Annotated in this window: 16 protein-coding genes; 7 read left to right on the top strand and 9 right to left on the bottom strand. The window is 70.0% G+C overall.

From position 1 onward, the window contains the following. Position 1 precedes the first annotated feature (1 nt). From AC21LY_RS03445 to AC21LY_RS03435, 3 genes are read right to left on the bottom strand one after another with little or no spacing between them, the layout of a single operon-like run. The gene (locus AC21LY_RS03445; RefSeq protein WP_489044920.1) at positions 2 to 688 is read right to left on the bottom strand and encodes a hypothetical protein; all 687 of its coding nucleotides are present in this window, start codon (positions 686 to 688) and stop codon (positions 2 to 4) included. A gap of 10 nt (positions 689 to 698) precedes the next feature. After that, complete coding sequence (locus AC21LY_RS03440; RefSeq protein WP_489044918.1) at positions 699 to 1,196, bottom strand: pyridoxamine 5'-phosphate oxidase family protein; 498 nt, start codon at positions 1,194 to 1,196, stop codon at positions 699 to 701. A gap of 4 nt (positions 1,197 to 1,200) precedes the next feature. Then, positions 1,201 to 2,304, bottom strand: coding sequence for an NAD(P)H-dependent flavin oxidoreductase (locus tag AC21LY_RS03435; RefSeq protein WP_489044916.1), 1,104 nt, complete (start codon positions 2,302 to 2,304; stop codon positions 1,201 to 1,203). Positions 2,305 to 2,421: 117 nt separating this feature from the next. On the opposite strand from AC21LY_RS03435, the gene AC21LY_RS03430 reads away from it, so the two are divergent. Further along, positions 2,422 to 3,213 (top strand): crotonase/enoyl-CoA hydratase family protein, encoded by a 792-nt coding sequence (locus AC21LY_RS03430; RefSeq protein ID WP_489044915.1) that lies wholly within the window; start codon positions 2,422 to 2,424, stop codon positions 3,211 to 3,213. A gap of 65 nt (positions 3,214 to 3,278) precedes the next feature. On the opposite strand, the gene AC21LY_RS03425 is transcribed toward AC21LY_RS03430, so the two are convergent. Next, complete coding sequence (locus AC21LY_RS03425; protein ID WP_489044914.1) at positions 3,279 to 4,832, bottom strand: AMP-binding protein; 1,554 nt, start codon at positions 4,830 to 4,832, stop codon at positions 3,279 to 3,281. Between the two features lie 165 nt (positions 4,833 to 4,997). On the opposite strand from AC21LY_RS03425, the gene AC21LY_RS03420 reads away from it, so the two are divergent. From AC21LY_RS03420 to AC21LY_RS03405, 4 genes are all read left to right on the top strand, one after another. Continuing rightward, positions 4,998 to 5,927, top strand: coding sequence for a Zn-ribbon domain-containing OB-fold protein (locus AC21LY_RS03420; RefSeq protein ID WP_489045414.1), 930 nt, complete (start codon positions 4,998 to 5,000; stop codon positions 5,925 to 5,927). Further along, positions 5,924 to 7,003, top strand: a complete 1,080-nt coding sequence (locus AC21LY_RS03415) for a thiolase domain-containing protein (RefSeq protein ID WP_489044913.1) — start codon at positions 5,924 to 5,926, stop codon at positions 7,001 to 7,003. The genes AC21LY_RS03420 and AC21LY_RS03415 overlap by 4 nt, the downstream gene beginning before the upstream one ends. After that, complete coding sequence (locus AC21LY_RS03410; RefSeq protein ID WP_489044911.1) at positions 7,003 to 8,175, top strand: thiolase domain-containing protein; 1,173 nt, start codon at positions 7,003 to 7,005, stop codon at positions 8,173 to 8,175. The genes AC21LY_RS03415 and AC21LY_RS03410 overlap by 1 nt, the downstream gene beginning before the upstream one ends. A gap of 180 nt (positions 8,176 to 8,355) precedes the next feature. After that, on the top strand, positions 8,356 to 9,267 hold the full coding sequence (locus AC21LY_RS03405; RefSeq protein WP_489044909.1) for an alpha/beta hydrolase: 912 nt from the start codon (positions 8,356 to 8,358) through the stop codon (positions 9,265 to 9,267). Here the strand turns inward: AC21LY_RS03405 and AC21LY_RS03400 are convergent. From AC21LY_RS03400 to AC21LY_RS03390, 3 genes are all read right to left on the bottom strand, one after another. Then, entirely contained in the window at positions 9,219 to 9,797 is a 579-nt protein-coding gene (locus AC21LY_RS03400) for a TetR/AcrR family transcriptional regulator (RefSeq protein WP_489044907.1), read from the bottom strand. The two genes, AC21LY_RS03405 and AC21LY_RS03400, sit on opposite strands and share 49 nt — an antisense overlap. Positions 9,798 to 9,929: 132 nt before the next feature. Continuing rightward, positions 9,930 to 10,328, bottom strand: a complete 399-nt coding sequence (locus tag AC21LY_RS03395; protein ID WP_489044906.1) for a GNAT family N-acetyltransferase — start codon at positions 10,326 to 10,328, stop codon at positions 9,930 to 9,932. A 177-nt stretch (positions 10,329 to 10,505) separates the two neighbouring features. After that, positions 10,506 to 11,729 (bottom strand): cytochrome P450, encoded by a 1,224-nt coding sequence (locus tag AC21LY_RS03390; protein ID WP_489044905.1) that lies wholly within the window; start codon positions 11,727 to 11,729, stop codon positions 10,506 to 10,508. Positions 11,730 to 11,975: 246 nt separating this feature from the next. Here AC21LY_RS03390 and AC21LY_RS03385 point away from each other — a divergent pair, with 246 nt between their 5' ends. Together AC21LY_RS03385 and AC21LY_RS03380 are read left to right on the top strand one after the other, a co-directional pair. Continuing rightward, positions 11,976 to 13,136, top strand: a complete 1,161-nt coding sequence (locus AC21LY_RS03385) for a steroid 3-ketoacyl-CoA thiolase (protein WP_489044903.1) — start codon at positions 11,976 to 11,978, stop codon at positions 13,134 to 13,136. A 5-nt stretch (positions 13,137 to 13,141) separates the two neighbouring features. Beyond that, a complete protein-coding gene (locus tag AC21LY_RS03380; protein WP_489044902.1) occupies positions 13,142 to 14,116 on the top strand; it encodes an NAD-dependent epimerase/dehydratase family protein in 975 nt (324 codons plus the stop codon). 89 nt (positions 14,117 to 14,205) lie between these two features. Here the strand turns inward: AC21LY_RS03380 and AC21LY_RS03375 are convergent, their stop codons facing one another. Further along, positions 14,206 to 15,111 carry an SDR family oxidoreductase gene (locus AC21LY_RS03375; RefSeq protein WP_489044900.1) on the bottom strand — a complete coding sequence of 302 codons (906 nt, stop codon included), beginning with the start codon at positions 15,109 to 15,111 and terminating at the stop codon, positions 14,206 to 14,208. 28 nt (positions 15,112 to 15,139) lie between these two features. After that, positions 15,140 to 15,937 (bottom strand): SDR family oxidoreductase, encoded by a 798-nt coding sequence (locus AC21LY_RS03370; RefSeq protein ID WP_489044899.1) that lies wholly within the window; start codon positions 15,935 to 15,937, stop codon positions 15,140 to 15,142. Positions 15,938 to 16,030: the final 93 nt, after the last annotated feature.

Genomic DNA, 16,030 nt, shown 5'->3' with positions numbered 1-16,030 from the left:
CTCAGCGCCGTCCGAAGGTGAAGGCGAGGTCCCACGGGTCGATGTTCCAGCGGCTGATGGCCTCGATCATCACGGTCGGGGCCGTCGCCACCGTCTCGGGGCCCGACGGTGCGCTGATGGTTGCGCTCCGGTCCCACTCGTCCACGTAGGGCGCCCACAGGTCGGACTCCCGGGGCGGGGGCGCAGTCTCGACGACGGTGACGAAGGCGCCCGGCTCGTTCCCGGCGGGCAGCACCGCGAAGAGACAGAAGGGCTCACGCCCCGCATCCCACGCGCCCCGCTCGACGACGAGGTACTCGTCGGTTGCCGCGCAGTGCTCGACCGCCCGGGTCAACACCTCGCGGAAGTCCTCGAAAGTGGAACGGGATGCACGTTTCTCCGGGCCGAGCGCGACGACCTGGGGTTCCATGGTGAGACTCCCGTCGGTGCCGGGCGTCGGGACGCGCGGCCGCACGAGAAGGGCACCGTCGGAGACCGAGAACGCGGCGGCCTCGCGGTACCGGTTCTCCTTGCGGGAGAGCCGGCCGATCCGGCCCGTGCCCTGGATCTCGCGGAGCCAGGCGTCCTCGGGCACCGACCAGAGGCGGGAGGCACCGTCGGCCGACCAGGTCCGCACGAGACCCCCGACGCAGGGGCTGAGTTCGACGAGCCCGGCGGATTCGCCGGGCTGCGCATGCGATCCGGGCATCGACATCCGCCTAGAGGTGCGCCGCGGTGCTTCCACTGACCGGCATCGCGGGCATGCCGAGCTTGCGGTGGTCCCAGCTGCGGATCCGCTCGCCGCGCAGCCGCACCGCGACCCGCTTGTTCATCATCGCGTCGATGGCGGGTTTCAGCTCCTCTGTGTACGGGCCGAAGTAGCGCTCGTACACCTGCTCGCAGACCGCGCGGACCGTCGCCTCGTCCTCCACGATCTCGGCGGTGCCCTCGATGGTCACGCCGCGGAGCTCGTCATAGGACCGGCCGGCCTCGATCGACGCGCTCATCATCGGATTGCGGCGCAGGTTCACGACTTTCTGCGACTTGGCCTTGGTCTCGATCCACAGGTCGCCGTCGATCACGGCGTACCACATGGCGACGAGGTGCGGCGCCCCGCTCGCCCCCAGGGTGGCGATGGTGGCGGTGCGGCTGCGCTCGAGGAAGTCCTCGACCTCCGCCTCGGTCATCCGGATCTGGCCGCGCTGATTCGTTCCCATGGGGTCAGCGTGCCAGGTTCAGGCGGTCGACGGCAGCGGAGAACTCGGCGACGAGCTCGGCCATGATCTCCGCGACGGGCCGCACCGCGTTCATCCTCCCCACGATCTGGCCGACGGGCATGGCCACTACGGACGGATCCCCCGAGGCGTGGATCCGGCTGTGCGCCTCCCCCACCAGCAGGTTCTGCAGGGGCATGGGCAGGGCCGACGGCGCGCCGGGCTGCTCCCACGCCTGTGTCCATCGGGTCTTGAGCAGGCGGGCCGGCTTGCCGGAGAAGATCCGGGTGCGCACCGTGTCGGCGCTCGTGGCGGCGACCAGTGCCTCCTGCATGGTCTGCGACTTCGTGTGCGTCTCGAGGTACTCGGTCGTGGTCAGCCAGTACGAGCCCATCCACACACCGGTCGCACCGAGGGTCAGGGCCGCGGCGATCTGCCGCCCCGACCCGATGCCGCCCGCGGCGACGACGATCGCGTCGTCGCCCACCTCGTCCACGATCTCCGGGAGCAGCACCATCGAGCCGATCTCGCCGGTGTGGCCGCCCGCCTCGTAGCCCTGCGCGATCACGATGTCGACACCGTTGTCGACATGAGCACGGGCGTGCTTGGCTCGGCCCGCGAGCGCGGCGACCTTGACGCCGTGCCCGTGCGCGGCGTCGATGACGTCCTTCGGCGGCGAACCGAGGGCGTTGGCGATCAACGCGATCCGATGCTTCAGCGCGACGTCGACGTGCGAACGGGCCACCGAGTGCAGCCAGCCGAGCACCCCCGCCCCGGCGGCACCGTCGGGCAGCTCCGGCACGCCGAGCTCGCGGAGGGTGCGCTCGACGAAGGCACGGTGTTCGGCGGGGATCAGCTCGCCGAGATCGACCGCGCTCCCCTCGGTGGGCACCTTGTTGGGCATGACGATGTCGACGCCGTAGGGCCGGCCGTCGGTGTTGGTGTCCATCCAGTCCAGGACGGCGTCGAGCTCGTCGGGATCGTTGAATCGGACGCAGCCGAGTACGCCGAGTCCGCCGGCCCGGGAGACCGCGGCGGCGACGTGCTCGGACGGAGTGAAGGCGATGATCGGGTAGTCGATACCCAGGTCGTCGCACAGGGGTGTGCGCATGAATCCTCCTGAAGGGCTCTTTCCTCCAAACTAGAACCTGTTACTGTTCAGCGGAAGCGGATTCCCGCATTTGCCGATCCCCGTTTCGGCGAGGGCACGATCGAAGGAGCTTCCGACATGACAGACGCCCCGCACGCCCTCATCGAGCAGCGCGGCCGCACGCTGCTCATCACCATGAACCGGCCCGAGCGCAAGAACGCACTCACCGGCGAGATGTTGCAGATCCTCAGTGACGCCTGGGACCGGATCGACGCCGACCCGGAGATCCGCAGCGCGGTGCTCACCGGCGCGGGCGGCGCCTTCTGCGCCGGCGCGGACCTGAAGAACATGGCGAAGTCCGACCCGGGCGACGCGATGTCCGGCGGCGGATGGGATCCCGCGCGCATCCCCGGGCTGCTCAAGGGGCGCCGGCCGTCGAAACCGCTGATCGCGGCGGTCGAGGGCGCCGCGATCGCCGGCGGCACTGAGATCCTGCAGGGCACCGATATCCGCGTCGCCGGCGAGAGTGCGCGGTTCGGCGTCTCCGAGGCCAAGTGGAGCCTGTATCCGATGGGCGGCTCGGCGGTGCGGCTGCCGCGGCAGATCCCGTACACGGTCGCGGCGGACCTGCTGCTCACCGGCCGGCACATCACCGCGGCGGAGGCCAAGGAGTACGGGTTGATCGGGCACGTCGTACCCGACAGCACCGCGCTGGACAAGGCACTGGAGCTCGCCGAGCTGATCAACGCCAACGGCCCCCTGGCCGTGCAGGCGATGCTGCGAACCATGCGCGCCACCGAGGGCATGCACGAGGAGGAGGCCTTCGCGATCGATGCGAAGGAAGGCCTGCCCGTCTTCCTCTCGAAGGACGCGAAGGAGGGCCCCCGCGCCTTCGCCGAGAAGCGCACCCCCGTCTTCCACGGCCAATAACCGATTGAACACCGTTATGGAGAATCTGACCTGCGGTTTTCCTCTCCATAACGGTGTTCAATCGGTCAGGCGTACTGGGCGCGGAGGGCCTTCTTGTCGGGCTTGCCGAGCGGGCTGACGGGGATCGAGTCGACGAGGTCGACGGTCTTGGGGGTGTAGACGGCGCCCTTGCGGTCGCGGACCAGCTCGCGCAGCTCCTCGACGTCGACGGTCGCGCCCGCGCGGGGCACCACGACGGCCTTGACCGCCTCGCCCCACTTCTCGTCGGGCACGCCGATCACGGCCACGGATGCGACGGACGGGTGCGTCGAGATCACGTCCTCGACCTCGCGCGGGAAGACGTTGAAGCCGCCCGTGACCACCATGTCCTTCTTCCGGTCGACGATGTAGAGGTAGCCCTCGTCGTCGAACCGCCCCACGTCGCCGGTGTGCAGCCAGCCGTGCTCGGTGGCCTCGGCGGTCTGCTCCGGCTTGTTCAGGTACCCCTGCATCACGAGCGGCCCGCGCACGCAGATCTCCCCCGGCGCACCGGGTTCGACGGGGCGTCCGGCGTCGTCGAGCAGGGCGACGTTCACCCACGGGACGGGCTTGCCGCAGCTCGCCAGCCGCTCCGGCTTCGACGGATCGTGGTCGCCGCGACGCAGCACGGAGATGGTCATGGGGCACTCGGCCTGGCCGTAGAACTGGAAGAACACGGGGCCGATCCGGTCGATCGCCTCAGTCAGCCGGGTCGGCGAGATCGCGGACGCCCCGTAGAACACGGTCTCCAGGCTGGAGAGGTCGTAGTCGTCGAACTTCGGGTGGTCCAGCAGCGCGTAGATCATGGTGGGCACCAGCATCGTCGCGGTGATCCGGTACTTCTCGATCGCGGCGAGCACGGTCTCCGGCTCGAACCGGGGCAGCACCACCATCGAGCCGCCGGACATCGACGTCGGGTTCCAGAAGGCTCCGCCGGCGTGGCTCAGCGGTGCGCACACCAGGAACCGGATCTCCTCCGGCCATTCCCATTCCGTGCGCTGGATCCGCAGGAGCGCCGCGCCGCCGGAGTAGCTGAGCATGACGCCCTTGCTCTTGCCCGTGGTCCCGCCCGTGTAGGCGAGACTGGCGGTCGACGACGGATCGGCGGTGTGCGCGACGAGCGGGCCGGGCTCGAAGCCGGCCGCCACGGCGGTGAGATCCACGCCGTGCTCGGTGGGCCCCAGGGAGAGCAGGGTCTTCAGCCCGGGAACGCGCTCCCTCAGATCGGCGGCGCGTTGCTCGTAGAGCCGCGGGTCGTAGACGAGGGTCTCGATCCCCGCGTCCTCCATGACGTAGACGTGGTCGTCGAGCGAGCCCATCGGGTGCAGCGCCGCGAACCGCACGCCGGTGATCAGATTGGCGGACTGGGCGATCAGGACTTCGTGCCGGTTACCCGAGAGCATCGCGACGGGACTTCCCACGCCGAGGCCGAAGGATTCGTAGGCCTGCGCGTAGCGACTGACCTCGTCGCGCACCTGGGCGTAGGTCAGGGTGCTGTCCCCGTCCGGCCCCGTGACGTGCACGGCGATGCGGTCCGCATGGGCGGAGAGGGAGCCGAGCAGGATGTCGCCGGCGAGCGGCTCGCGATGCAGCTGGTCCATGGAACACCTCACGGAAGATCGTTGCGGGAATACCTGCGCGGAACGCGGTACGAACGTTTTCCACGGTAAGGGCTCATCGTCGTTTCCGGGATACCCTTGCGCCAAAAAGTTAGAACATGTTTCACTCGTGAGGTGACCGCTGAACCGCAGACCCTCTCGGCGCCGATGCACCTGTCCTTCGACTACACCCGGTCGCTCGGTCCGGTGCTCGGCGCGTTCATGACGAACCTCCGCGAGCGGCGCATCGTCGGGACCCGGGACGCGGCCGGGCGGGTGCACGTACCGCCGCTGGAGTTCGATCCCGACACCACCGCCGCCCTCAACGACATCGTCCCGGTCTCCGACACCGGCACGGTGACCAGCTGGAGCTGGACTGCGCACCCCGTCGAGGGGCAACCCTTCGACCGGCCCTTCGCCTACGCCCTGATCAAGCTCGACGGTGCCGACACCGCCCTCCTGCACGCAGTGGACGTCGCGGGGCCCGAGGAGATCTCGACAGGGATGCGCGTGCACGCCCGCTGGGCCGCGGAGACCACGGGCGCGGTCGGCGACATCGCCTGTTTCGTTCCGGGCGAGGGCGACGGGGTCCCCGAGGTCACGGCACCGCCGGACGATCCGGTAACTATGCTGGTCACACCCGTCTCCCTGCACCTCGAGCACTCCGCGTCCGAACCCGAGACGCGCTACCTCCGCGCCCTTGCCGAAGGGCGCCTGATCGGCCAGCGGTGCAGTACGTGCGGCAACGTCTACGTCCCGCCGCGCAACGCCTGCCCGATCGACGGGGTCCCGACCACAGAGGAGGTCGACCTCCCGGACACCGGCGTCGTCACCACCTTCTGCGTGGTCAACGTGCCCTTCCAGGGCCAGCGGATAAAGCCTCCGTACGTCGCCGCCTACGTGCTGATCGACGGTTCCGACATCCCGTTCCTCCACCTCGTCCTGGGCTGCGACCCGTCTGAGGTGCGAATGGGCATGCGGGTGCGGGCCGTGTGGAAGCCGCGTGAGGAGTGGACCTTCAGTCCCGGCAACATCTCGCACTTCGAACCGACCGGTGAGCCGGACGCCCCCTACTCCAGTTACGAGAAGCACCTGTGAGCACACGCACCAGTACCGATCCGGACGGCTCCGTCGCCGTCGTCGGCTACGCCGCCACCCCGTGGTTGCGCGCCGCCGAGACCACCACCAACGGCGTGGAGATGCTGATCCCGCTGTTCGCCGACGTCTTCGCCCAGACCGGTCTCACCAAGTCCGACATCGGATTCTGGTGCTCCGGATCCTCCGACTACCTGGCGGGAAGGGCGTTCTCGTTCATCGCGGCGATCGACTCCATCGGCGCCGTGCCGCCGATCAACGAGTCGCACGTGGAGATGGACGCGGCGTGGGCCCTCTACGAGGCGTGGGTCAAGATTCGCACGGGTGAGGTCGACACGGCCCTCGTGTACGGCTTCGGAAAGTCCTCCGCGGGCACTCTGCGCCGCACACTCACCATGCAGCTCGACCCGTACACCGTTGCGCCGCTGTGGCCCGACTCGGTGTCCATCGCCGCGCTGCAGGCCCGCGCGGGCATCGACTCCGGCGCGTGGACCGAGGCCGAGATGGCCGCGGTCGCTGCGCGCAGCCTGGGCGACGCCGCCTCGAACCCCGCGACACAGTTCTCACGCACCGTCGATCCCGAGGCGCTCCTGAACGAGCCCCTGTGGGCCGATCCCCTACGCCGGCACGACATCGCGCCCGTGACCGACGGTGCCGCGGTCGCGATCCTCGCCTCCGCCGACCGCGCCCGCGAGATCCGGGAGAACCCCGCGTTCATCACGGGACTCGAGCACCGGATCGACTCGCCCGCACTCGGTTCGCGGGATCTGACGCGGTCGCCGTCGACCACCGCCGCGGCCCGCGCCGCCGGAGCGGACGGCGTGCAGCTCGCCGAGTTGCACGCCCCGTTCACCCACCAGGAGCTGATCCTGCGGAACGCGATCGGGCTCGGCGACGACGTGCGGATCAACCCGTCCGGCGGCGCGCTCGTGGGGAACCCGATGTTCTCCGCGGGTCTCGCCCGGATCGGCGAGGCTGCCCGCGCGGTGTGGAACGGCGACGCGGAACGCGTCCTGGCCCACGCCACCGGCGGACACGCCCTGCAGCAGAACCTGATCGCCGTGATGGAGGCCAAGTGATGGGCAAGCCCACCGCCGTACTCGGAACGGGCCAGACCCGGCACCGCGCCAAGCGCACCGACGTGTCGATGGCCGGCATGATCCGCGAAGCGGTCGACGCCGCGCTGCTCGACGCCGGCACCACGATGGCCGAGATCGACGCCATCGTCATCGGCAAGGCCCCCGACATGTTCGAGGGCGTCATGATGCCCGAGCTGTTCCTCGCCGACGCCCTCGGCGCCGTGGGCAAGCCGCTGCTGCGCGTGCACACGGCCGGTTCGGTCGGCGGTTCCACCGCCAATGTCGCGGCCGCGCTGATCAAGTCGGGTGTGCACAGGCAAGTGCTCACGGTGGCGTGGGAGAAGCAGTCGGAGTCGAACGCCATGTGGGCGCTGTCGATCCCGGTCCCGTTCACGGTCCCCGTCGGCGCGGGCGCGGGCGGCTACTTCGCGCCCCACGTGCGCTCGTACATCCGTCGCTCGGGCGCGCCGGACCACGTCGGCGCGATGGTGGCGGTCAAGGACCGTCGGAACGGTGCCCGGAATCCGTTCGCGCATCTGCACCAGCCCGACATCACTCTCGAATCGGTGCAGGCCTCCCAGATGCTCTGGGATCCGATCCGGTTCGACGAGACCTGCCCGTCGTCCGACGGTGCCTGCGCGATCGTCCTGGGCGACGAGGACGCCGCCGCCACGTCCGAGGCCGCGACCGGCAACCGCGTCGGCTGGGTGCTCGCGACCGCCATGCGCACCGAGCCCCTCGCCTACGCCGGGCGCGAGCACGTCAGCCCGCAGGCCGGGCGGGAGGCCGCAGCCGCGCTGTGGCGGGACGCCGGCATCACCGACCCGCTGCGCGAGGTCGACGCCGCCGAGATCTATGTGCCATTCTCCTGGTTCGAACCCATGTGGCTGGAGAACCTCGGCTTCACTTCCGAGGGTGAGGGCTGGAAGCTTACCGAGTCCGGCGGCACCGCGATCGGCGGGGAACTGCCCGTGAACCCCTCCGGCGGCGTGCTTTCCTCCAATCCCATCGGCGCATCGGGGATGATCCGCTTCGCCGAGGCCGCCAAACAGGTGATGGGTCGCGCCGGGGACTACCAGGTCGACGGTGCCCGAAAGGCACTCGGCCACGCCTACGGCGGCGGTTCGCAGTACTTCTCCATGTGGCTGGTGGGCGCGGACAAGCCCGCCTGAACCCGGCCCACGCGCCGGGGAGTGGTCGGAACGGACGAGCCCACGCGGTCCCGAATGTGAGCAACGTCCGGCACCGGCGAGAATCGAGTACGAACCCCCAGCTCGTTCGGTACGCCGCCCGGGACTGCAGGCGGCGGAAAGCGAGTTGGCAGCGGCCGTCGGGATACGGACGCTGAGGGCATGGACATCGAGAGATACGAACGCCGCATGCCGCCCGAACTCCGCGCTCGGCCGATGTGTCCGCCCACCTCCGAGTGGTACTCGTGGCGCGGCCACGCGGTGCATGTGGCGCGGGCTCGGAGCGGCCGGGCTGCGGCACGCCTGCTCGCCTTCCACGGAGCCGGTGGCAACGCCGGCATGCTGTGGCCGATGCTGGGCCGCCTCGCCGCTCTCGGCGCGGATGTGACCGCGATCGATCTTCCGCTCTACGGGGACACCGTCAGCCCGGAGCCGGGAGAGGTTCGATACTCGGACTGGGTGGAGCTCGCAGCCGATTTCGTCACCGACGAGCGGCGCGCGGACGACCGGCCACTCGTGATCGTCGGTGCGAGCATGGGCGGCATGCTCGCCTACGAGACCGCGCAGCGCACCGGCGCGGTGGCGCACGTCGTGGCGACCTGCCTGTTCGACCCGCGCGATCCCGAGGCGATGTCCGCGGCATCGCGGCTCCCGTGGGTGGAGCGGATCCCGGAGCGCGTACTCGACGGGGCCGGGCGGCTGGTGGGCGGCATCCGCATCCCCGTGCGCTGGTTCGCCGAGGCGCGCCGGATGAGCCGCGATGCCGAGCTGACCCGCGCGTGCCTGCAGGATCCACGCGGCGCCGGCGCGGCACTGCCCGTCGGCTACCTCACCGACTTCATGACCTTCGAGCACCATCCGCCGGAGGCGGCGAACGACACGCCTGTCACGCTGGCGCATCCCGCGGTCGACGCATGGACACCGGCCTCGCTGAGTCTGCGATTCCTGGACCGCATCCCTGCCGGCACCCGCCATGTGCCACTGGACAACTGCGGTCATTTCCCTGTGGAACAGCCGGGCCTGTCTCAGTTCCTCGCGGTCGTCTCCGAGGTGCTCGACGACGCAGGGGCGTGAAGGTCGACCAGACCGGCGACGAAGCGCTGGAATTCGTCTCGGTCTCCGCTTGAGAGGAAGACCCGGTGCAGGTAGCCGTCCACTCCCGTCACTATCGCCGACGCGGCTCGTTCCGGTTCCGGCGCACCCCGGTTCGCCCTGCCGAGATGAAAGGCCAATTCGGGCACCAGTTCCTGCTCCAGTCGTTCGACCCGCCGCGCCGCCACTCCCGTACGGGATACGGCCCGATACATGACGGAGTGGAGCCGGCGGCGGTCGCCGTGCAGATCGATGACGGCGTCGGTGAGCACCGCCATCAACTCCTCCAGGGGTGGCGGGTCCGCGCGGGCATCCTGAAGAACACGGCTGAGCACGGCGGCTGCCTCGTCGACGTGTCTCGTGGCGAGCGCCTCGAGCAGCGCCGCCTTGTCCGCGAAGTACTGGTAGAGGCTCCCGATCGAGTAGCCGGCGCGCTCAGCGATGCGATTCGTCGTGGCCGCCAGGCCTTCACGATCGAAGACCTGCGCGGCTGCTTCCACGAGCACGTCCACGGTCTCCCGTGCCCGACGTTGTCTCGGTGACCGCCGCATGACTCCGAACCTACCGGGGCACCGGCGCGGTGGCGAGCCCTCGCGTCGGACGAAGCGCCGGCGTAGCACCCGGGGAACCACTGCCCGCGGCCGTTACCGCCGAGCAGCGCCGCGCGCGATCACGGTGTCGACATCCAGGACGAACACCGCCGTGTTACGGACGAATCGTGCGGTCGCCCCACTGTCGAAGGAGGCGACGAAGCGGCGCGCACCGGCATTGTCCTCCTGCACGGTCGCCCGGAATTCGCGGATTCCAGCGTCCTTCGCGAGGGCGGCCAGACGCACCATCAGCTCGCGGCCCAGGCCGTCGTGTTGTCGGTCGTCGGCGACGATGATCGCCACCTCCGCGATGTTCGACGGATCTCCGCACGCGTCCCGGGCGAATCGAGCCACGCCGGCGAATCCCCTCTCGTCGACCGCAACGAGGGCTTCCCTGCACCCCGGCTCCAGATTCAACAGCAGATTCAGAGTGGGATCGGTCAGCAGCTTCATCGGCCCGTGGAACCGCGTCCGCGCCGTCTCCGGGGAGACACGCTCCGGGAAGGCCGCCAACGCAGCGCGATCCTCGGGGAGCAGTTGCCGGATGGACGTCGTCATTCCTCCAGTACAGCCGATCCGGCGTGATCGGGACCGGCGAATCCGCGAGGTTTCCGCAGACGCCGGAGGCGACTACTCGTACGCGACCTTCCAGTGCTTGATGCCGTTGAGCCAGCCGGAGCGCAGCCGCTGCGGGGGCTCGAGCTCGCGCAGATTCGGCATGACGTCGGCGATGGCCTTGAACATGAGGTCCATCTCGAGCCGTGCGAGGTTCGCACCCACGCAGTGGTGGGTCCCCGAGCCGCCGAACCCGACGTGCGGATTCGGGTCGCGCAGGATGTTGAAGGTGTACGGGTCCTCGAAGGCGTCCTCGTCGAAGTTGGCGGACGCGTAGAACAGCGCGACGCGCTGGCCCTTCTTGATCGTCTGCTCGCCGAGTTGGACGTCCTCGAGCGCGGTGCGCTGGAACACCGACACCGGGGTCGCCCAGCGGACGATCTCATCGGGGGCCGTGCGCGGGCGCTGCTCCTTGTAGATCTCCCACTGCTCGGGGAAGTCCACGAAGGCCTTCATGCCGTGGCTGATCGCATTGCGCGTGGTCTCGTTCCCGGCCACCGCGAGAAGGAGGACGAAGAAGGCGAACTCGTCGCTGCCCAGCGACTCACCGTCGATATCGGCCTGGATGAGCGAGGTCACGATGTCGTCCATCGGACACTTCCGGCGCTCCTCCGCCAGGTTCCACGAGTATCCCGTGAACTCCGTCATCGCCTCGAGGTAGTTGCCCTCGAACTCGGGATCGTCGTAGGCCATCATCGAGTTGGACCAGTCGAAGAGCTTGCGCCGGTCCTCCTGCGGCACGCCGAGCAGCTCGGCGATCGCCTGCAGCGGCAGCTCCGAGGCGACCTGCTCGACGAAGTCACCGCCGCCGGTCTTGCGGGCCTCGTGAACGATCTGCTCGGCCCGCTCGGCCAGCGCGTCGTGCAGCGACTGGACCGCCTTCGGCGTGAATCCTCGGGAGATGATGCGGCGCGTCTTCGTGTGCTGGGGCGGGTCCATGTTGAGCAGCAGCATGCGCTGCATGTCGATCTGCTCGCGCTCGATCTCCGGGCCGAACCGGACGATGGCGCCGTTCTCCCAGTTCGAGTACTGCTTCGGATTGCGGGAGATGGCCTTGATGTCCTCCAGCTTGGACACCACCCAGAAACCGCCGTCGTCGAACCCGGTGGTGCCGGGCGGGATGTCCTGCCACCAGACGGGCGCCGACCTCCGCAGTTCGGCGAACTCTGCCTCGGGCCGCCGCTCCGACCACAGGTCGGGGCTGGTGAAATCGAACCCCGCGGGGAAGTGCACGCTCACGCCGCCTCCTAGAAGCGTCTCCGCCCGGATTCCACCAGGCGTATCTGAAACATGTTCTACTCATTGAAGCACAGACGCTCCGCTCGTGAGCTAGATTGCGAAGGACGCTGGCAACACAGCACTTTTCCAGGGACGAACCAGTCGCGGCGCCACCATCGTCAGGCTCGACAGAGCTCGATTCGCGCGCCACAATCGAGAACGTGCTCTACCCACCGGGTCGAGCCGAGAATGTGAGGAACGATCGATATGGGCATCCCCGTCATCGTCGACGCCGTCCGCAGCCCCATCGGCAAGCGGGGCGGCGTGCTGAGCGGGCTGCACCCCGCCGAACTGCTGGGCGGCACGGTCGCCGGCCTCCTCGGGCACGCGGGCATCGATCCGGCGGAGGTCGAACAGATCATCGGCGGCAACGTCACCCAGGCCGGCGAGCAGGCCGGGAACATCACGCGTACCGCCTGGCTGAACGCGGGCCTGCCCGAACTCACCGGCGCCACCACCATCGATGCGCAGTGCGGTTCCGCGCAGCAGGCCACCGGCCTGATCGCCGGCCTCATCGCCACCGACGCGATCTCGGTGGGCATCTCGTGCGGCGTCGAGTCGATGAGCCGCATCCCCCTCGGCGCCAACCGGCCGGAGGGGCTCGGCAACTCCCGTCCTCCGTCCTGGACCATCGACATGCCGAACCAGTTCCTCGCGGCCGAGCGGATCGCGGAACGCCGCGGCCTCAGCCGCGAGCAGATCGACGCCTTCGGCGTCGCCTCCCACAGCAAGGCGCTCCGAGCGTGGGAGGAGGGCCGCTTCGACCGCGAGGTCGTGCCCCTCAAGGCGCCCGCCATGGCCGGCGGTACCCCCACCGGCGAGACGATCGAGGTCTCCCGCGACCAGGGGCCGCGCGAGAGCACCCCCGAGGGGCTCGCCAAGCTCAAGCCGATGCTCGACGGTGGCCGCCACACGGCCGGCACGTCCTCCCAGGTCTCCGACGGTGCCGCAGCCGTCCTGCTCATGGATTCGGACCGCGCTGCCGCCCTGGGCCTGACGCCCCGCGCCCGCATCGTCTCCCAGGCCCTCGTGGGCGGGGAGCCCTACTACCACCTCGACGGGCCGATCCGCGCCACGCAACGCGTGCTGGAACGCTCCGGCCGCGCGCTGAGCGACATCGACCTGTTCGAGGTCAACGAGGCATTCGCCTCGGTCGTCATGTCCTGGCAGCAGGTGATCGGCCCCGACCCCGACAAGGTCAACGTCAACGGCGGGGCCATCGCCCTCGGCCATCCCGTCGGCTCCACCGGCGCGCGACTCATCACCACCGCCCTGCACGAGCTGGAGCGCCGGGACGCGTCCACGGCTCTCATCGCGATGTGCTGCGGCGGCGCCATGGCCACCGGCACCATCATCGAGCGGATCTGAGGACGATGCGGGTAGCAGTCACCGGCGCGGCCGGATTCGTCGGCGGGAACCTCCTGCAGCAGCTCGTCGACCAGGGACACGAAGTGGTCGCGATCGACCGGGCCTCGTCACCGCACGCGCCCGAGGGCGTGCAGTGGGTCCGGGCGAACGTACTCGAGCCCGCGGAGATGCGCGCCGCGCTCGACGGCGTGGAGGTGGTCTACCACCTGGTCGCCATGATCACGCTGCGGATGCAGGACGAGGCGGCGTGGCGCCTGAACACCGCCGGCGTCCGCGTCGTGGCCCGGGCCGCTCTGGACTCCGGTGTCCGGAAGATGGTGCACCTGAGCTCGATCCATGCCTTCGACCAGGACCTCGTCGATACCATCGACGAGACCGCGCCGCGGTCCGTCCGCCCGGAGATCCCCGTCTACGACCGGTCCAAATGGGCGGGCGAACAGGAGCTCCGCGCGGTCATCGACGACGGGCTCGACGCCACCATCTGCAACCCGACCGGCGTGTGGGGACCCACCGACCACGGCGCCGCGCTCTCGCGGTTGAACCGGCTCGCGTGCACCGCCGCCAAGGGCAGGATGCCGGCCTTCGTCTCCAAAGCCGGGTTCGACCTCGTCGATGTGCGCGACGTGGCCGCCGGAGTGATGCTCGCGGCGGAGAAGGGCCGCACCGGCGAGAACTACCTGCTCGGTGGGGAGTTCACGCCGATCATCGACGCCATGCGCCTGTCCGCACAGGCCGCCGGTCGTTCCGGGCCGCGCGTGGCGGTCCCGATCGGAGCACTCGCCGCGGTCATGCCGGTCCTCGAGCCGATCGGCGCCCGCCTGGGCTCGGACGTGCTCTCCAAGGCGGCGCTCGGCCCGCTGTTCGCCTCACCTCTCGTCGACATCACGAAGGCCCGCAACGAACTCGGCTACGCGCCGCGGCCGATGGCGACGACCGCCGAGGATCTGGTGCGCTTCCTCGCGGAGACCGGCCGGCTGTAGAGCCGCCCACCCGCTCGGCGTCCCGCCGAGACGCGGCCGGCCGCGCGGCGATCCCCTCCCCGCGCGGCCGGCATCGTCGTCTCCGCCGATCAGGCGCCGTACACCGGCTCCGGAACGACGGCCTCATCGACGAGTCCGCGCATTACAGGCCCCAACTCCGCAGGCGCCCACCGGGCGCCCTTGTCCCGCTGCGGGCCGTGCCGCCACCCCTGCGCGAGAGCGACCTTGCCACCTTCCACCTCGAAGACCCGACCCGTCACACCAGCGGAGTCGACGCTGCCGAGCCACACCACGAGCGGCGAGACGTTCTCCGGTGCCATCGCGTCGAAACCGCCCTCGGGAGCGGCCATGTCGTCAGCGAAGGTCACCTCCGTCATCCGGGTGCGGGCTGCGGGCGCGATGGCGTTCACCGTGATGCCGTAGCGCCCCATCTCGGCCGCGGCCTGGATCGTCAGCTCGGCGATCCCCGCCTTCGCGGCGGCGTAGTTGCCCTGCCCGATACTGCCGAGCAGGCCCGCACCGGAGCTCGTGTTGATCACGCGGGCCTCGGGCTGCCGGCCGGCCTTGGATTCGTCGCGCCAGTAGGCGGCCGCGTGCCGCAGCATCGCGAAATGCCCCTTGAGGTGCACCCGAGTGACGGCGTCCCACTCGGCCTCGGACATGTTCACCAGCATCCGATCCCGGAGGAAGCCGGCGTTGTTCACCAGCACGTCCAGGCCGCCGAACTCGTCGATCGCGCTGCGGACCAGCGCCTGTGCGCCGTCCCAGTCCGCGACGTCGGCCGCGTTCGCGATCGCGCGACCGCCGGCCGCCCGGATCTCGTCCACGACCTGCTGCGCGGGGCCCGACGAGGCGTCGGCACCGTCGAGCCCGACCCCGTAGTCGTTGACGACAACGGCGGCCCCCTCTGCGGCGAAGGCCAGCGCGTGCGCGCGGCCGATACCGCGACCCGCGCCGGTGACGATCACGACGCGACCGTCGACGATTCCTGCCATTGTTGTTCTCCTCGTTCGTGATTCGGATCTACCGGGCGGTGCGATGGGCGTTCGCCGCGGCCAGGAAGGCGGGGCGCTCGCCGCCACCGTGGACGAGCAGCGTCGCGCCCGTGACATAGGAAGCGAGCGGCGAGGCGAGGAAGGCCGCGCACGCGCCGATCTCCTCGGGATCGGCCAGCCGGCCGAGCGGCACCGTCGCACCGATCGCCGCGATACCGGCGTCATCGCCGTAGTGCTGCCCCGCGGCCTCGGTACGCACCATACCCACGTCGAGGGCGTTGACCCGCACGGCCGGAGCCCACTCGACTGCGAGGCTCGCGGTGAGCGAGTCGAGCCCGGCCTTCGCGGCGCCGTAGGCCGCAGTCCCGGGCGACGGCCGGGTCGCGCTCACACTCGAGACGTTGACGATCGCGCCGCGCCCTGCGGCCTGCATGACGGTATTCGCATGCTGGGAGACCAGGAGGGGGGAGAGCAGATTGAGCCCGACGACCTTCTCGTGGAACCGCGGCGAGGCCGTCGCCGCGTCGGAGAAGGGCGCACCGCCGGCATTATTGACCAGGACGTCGAGCCGGCCGTGTCGCTCGGCGACACCGACGATCACCCCTTCGACCTGGCCTGGATCACGGACGTCCGCTGCGACGAACTCGGCGACGGCACCGTCGGCCTCCACCCGGCGCTCGGGCTCCCGGCGCGCGCACACGACCACCGTGGCACCGTGCCGGAGGAAGACCCGGGCGATGCCCGCACCGACTCCCCGGACACCGCCGGTGACGAGCACGACCGCGCCCTCCAGTCCCAGTCCGCGCCCTGCAGGTGCGTTCGACACAAGATTCCCCACTTCCCGTTCCGGCCGGCCCGGCTTCGGTGGTAGCGTACCAAGCACTTGCTAGGTTTAGATCACGTTCTACCTGTCTACCTC

The sequence above is a fragment of the Tsukamurella sp. II2bb genome (assembly GCF_057815145.1).
The sequence above is the reverse complement of the archived record's forward strand: the minus strand, read 5'-3'. Positions and strand labels throughout refer to the sequence as shown.

What these genes read in the sequence shown, in the direction of transcription:
- AC21LY_RS03395 (WP_489044906.1), bottom strand. Translation starts at nt 10,328, where the DNA reads ATGAAGCTGCTGACCGATCCCACTCTGAATCTGCTGTTGAATCTGGAG.
- AC21LY_RS03385 (WP_489044903.1), top strand. Translation starts at nt 11,976, where the DNA reads ATGGGCATCCCCGTCATCGTCGACGCCGTCCGCAGCCCCATCGGCAAG.
- AC21LY_RS03380 (WP_489044902.1), top strand. Translation starts at nt 13,142, where the DNA reads ATGCGGGTAGCAGTCACCGGCGCGGCCGGATTCGTCGGCGGGAACCTC.
- AC21LY_RS03430 (WP_489044915.1), top strand. Translation starts at nt 2,422, where the DNA reads ATGACAGACGCCCCGCACGCCCTCATCGAGCAGCGCGGCCGCACGCTG.
- AC21LY_RS03405 (WP_489044909.1), top strand. Translation starts at nt 8,356, where the DNA reads ATGGACATCGAGAGATACGAACGCCGCATGCCGCCCGAACTCCGCGCT.
- AC21LY_RS03410 (WP_489044911.1), top strand. Translation starts at nt 7,003, where the DNA reads ATGGGCAAGCCCACCGCCGTACTCGGAACGGGCCAGACCCGGCACCGC.
- AC21LY_RS03440 (WP_489044918.1), bottom strand. Translation starts at nt 1,196, where the DNA reads ATGGGAACGAATCAGCGCGGCCAGATCCGGATGACCGAGGCGGAGGTC.
- AC21LY_RS03425 (WP_489044914.1), bottom strand. Translation starts at nt 4,832, where the DNA reads ATGGACCAGCTGCATCGCGAGCCGCTCGCCGGCGACATCCTGCTCGGC.
- AC21LY_RS03420 (WP_489045414.1), top strand. Translation starts at nt 4,998, where the DNA reads ATGCACCTGTCCTTCGACTACACCCGGTCGCTCGGTCCGGTGCTCGGC.
- AC21LY_RS03445 (WP_489044920.1), bottom strand. Translation starts at nt 688, where the DNA reads ATGCCCGGATCGCATGCGCAGCCCGGCGAATCCGCCGGGCTCGTCGAA.
- AC21LY_RS03435 (WP_489044916.1), bottom strand. Translation starts at nt 2,304, where the DNA reads ATGCGCACACCCCTGTGCGACGACCTGGGTATCGACTACCCGATCATC.
- AC21LY_RS03375 (WP_489044900.1), bottom strand. Translation starts at nt 15,111, where the DNA reads ATGGCAGGAATCGTCGACGGTCGCGTCGTGATCGTCACCGGCGCGGGT.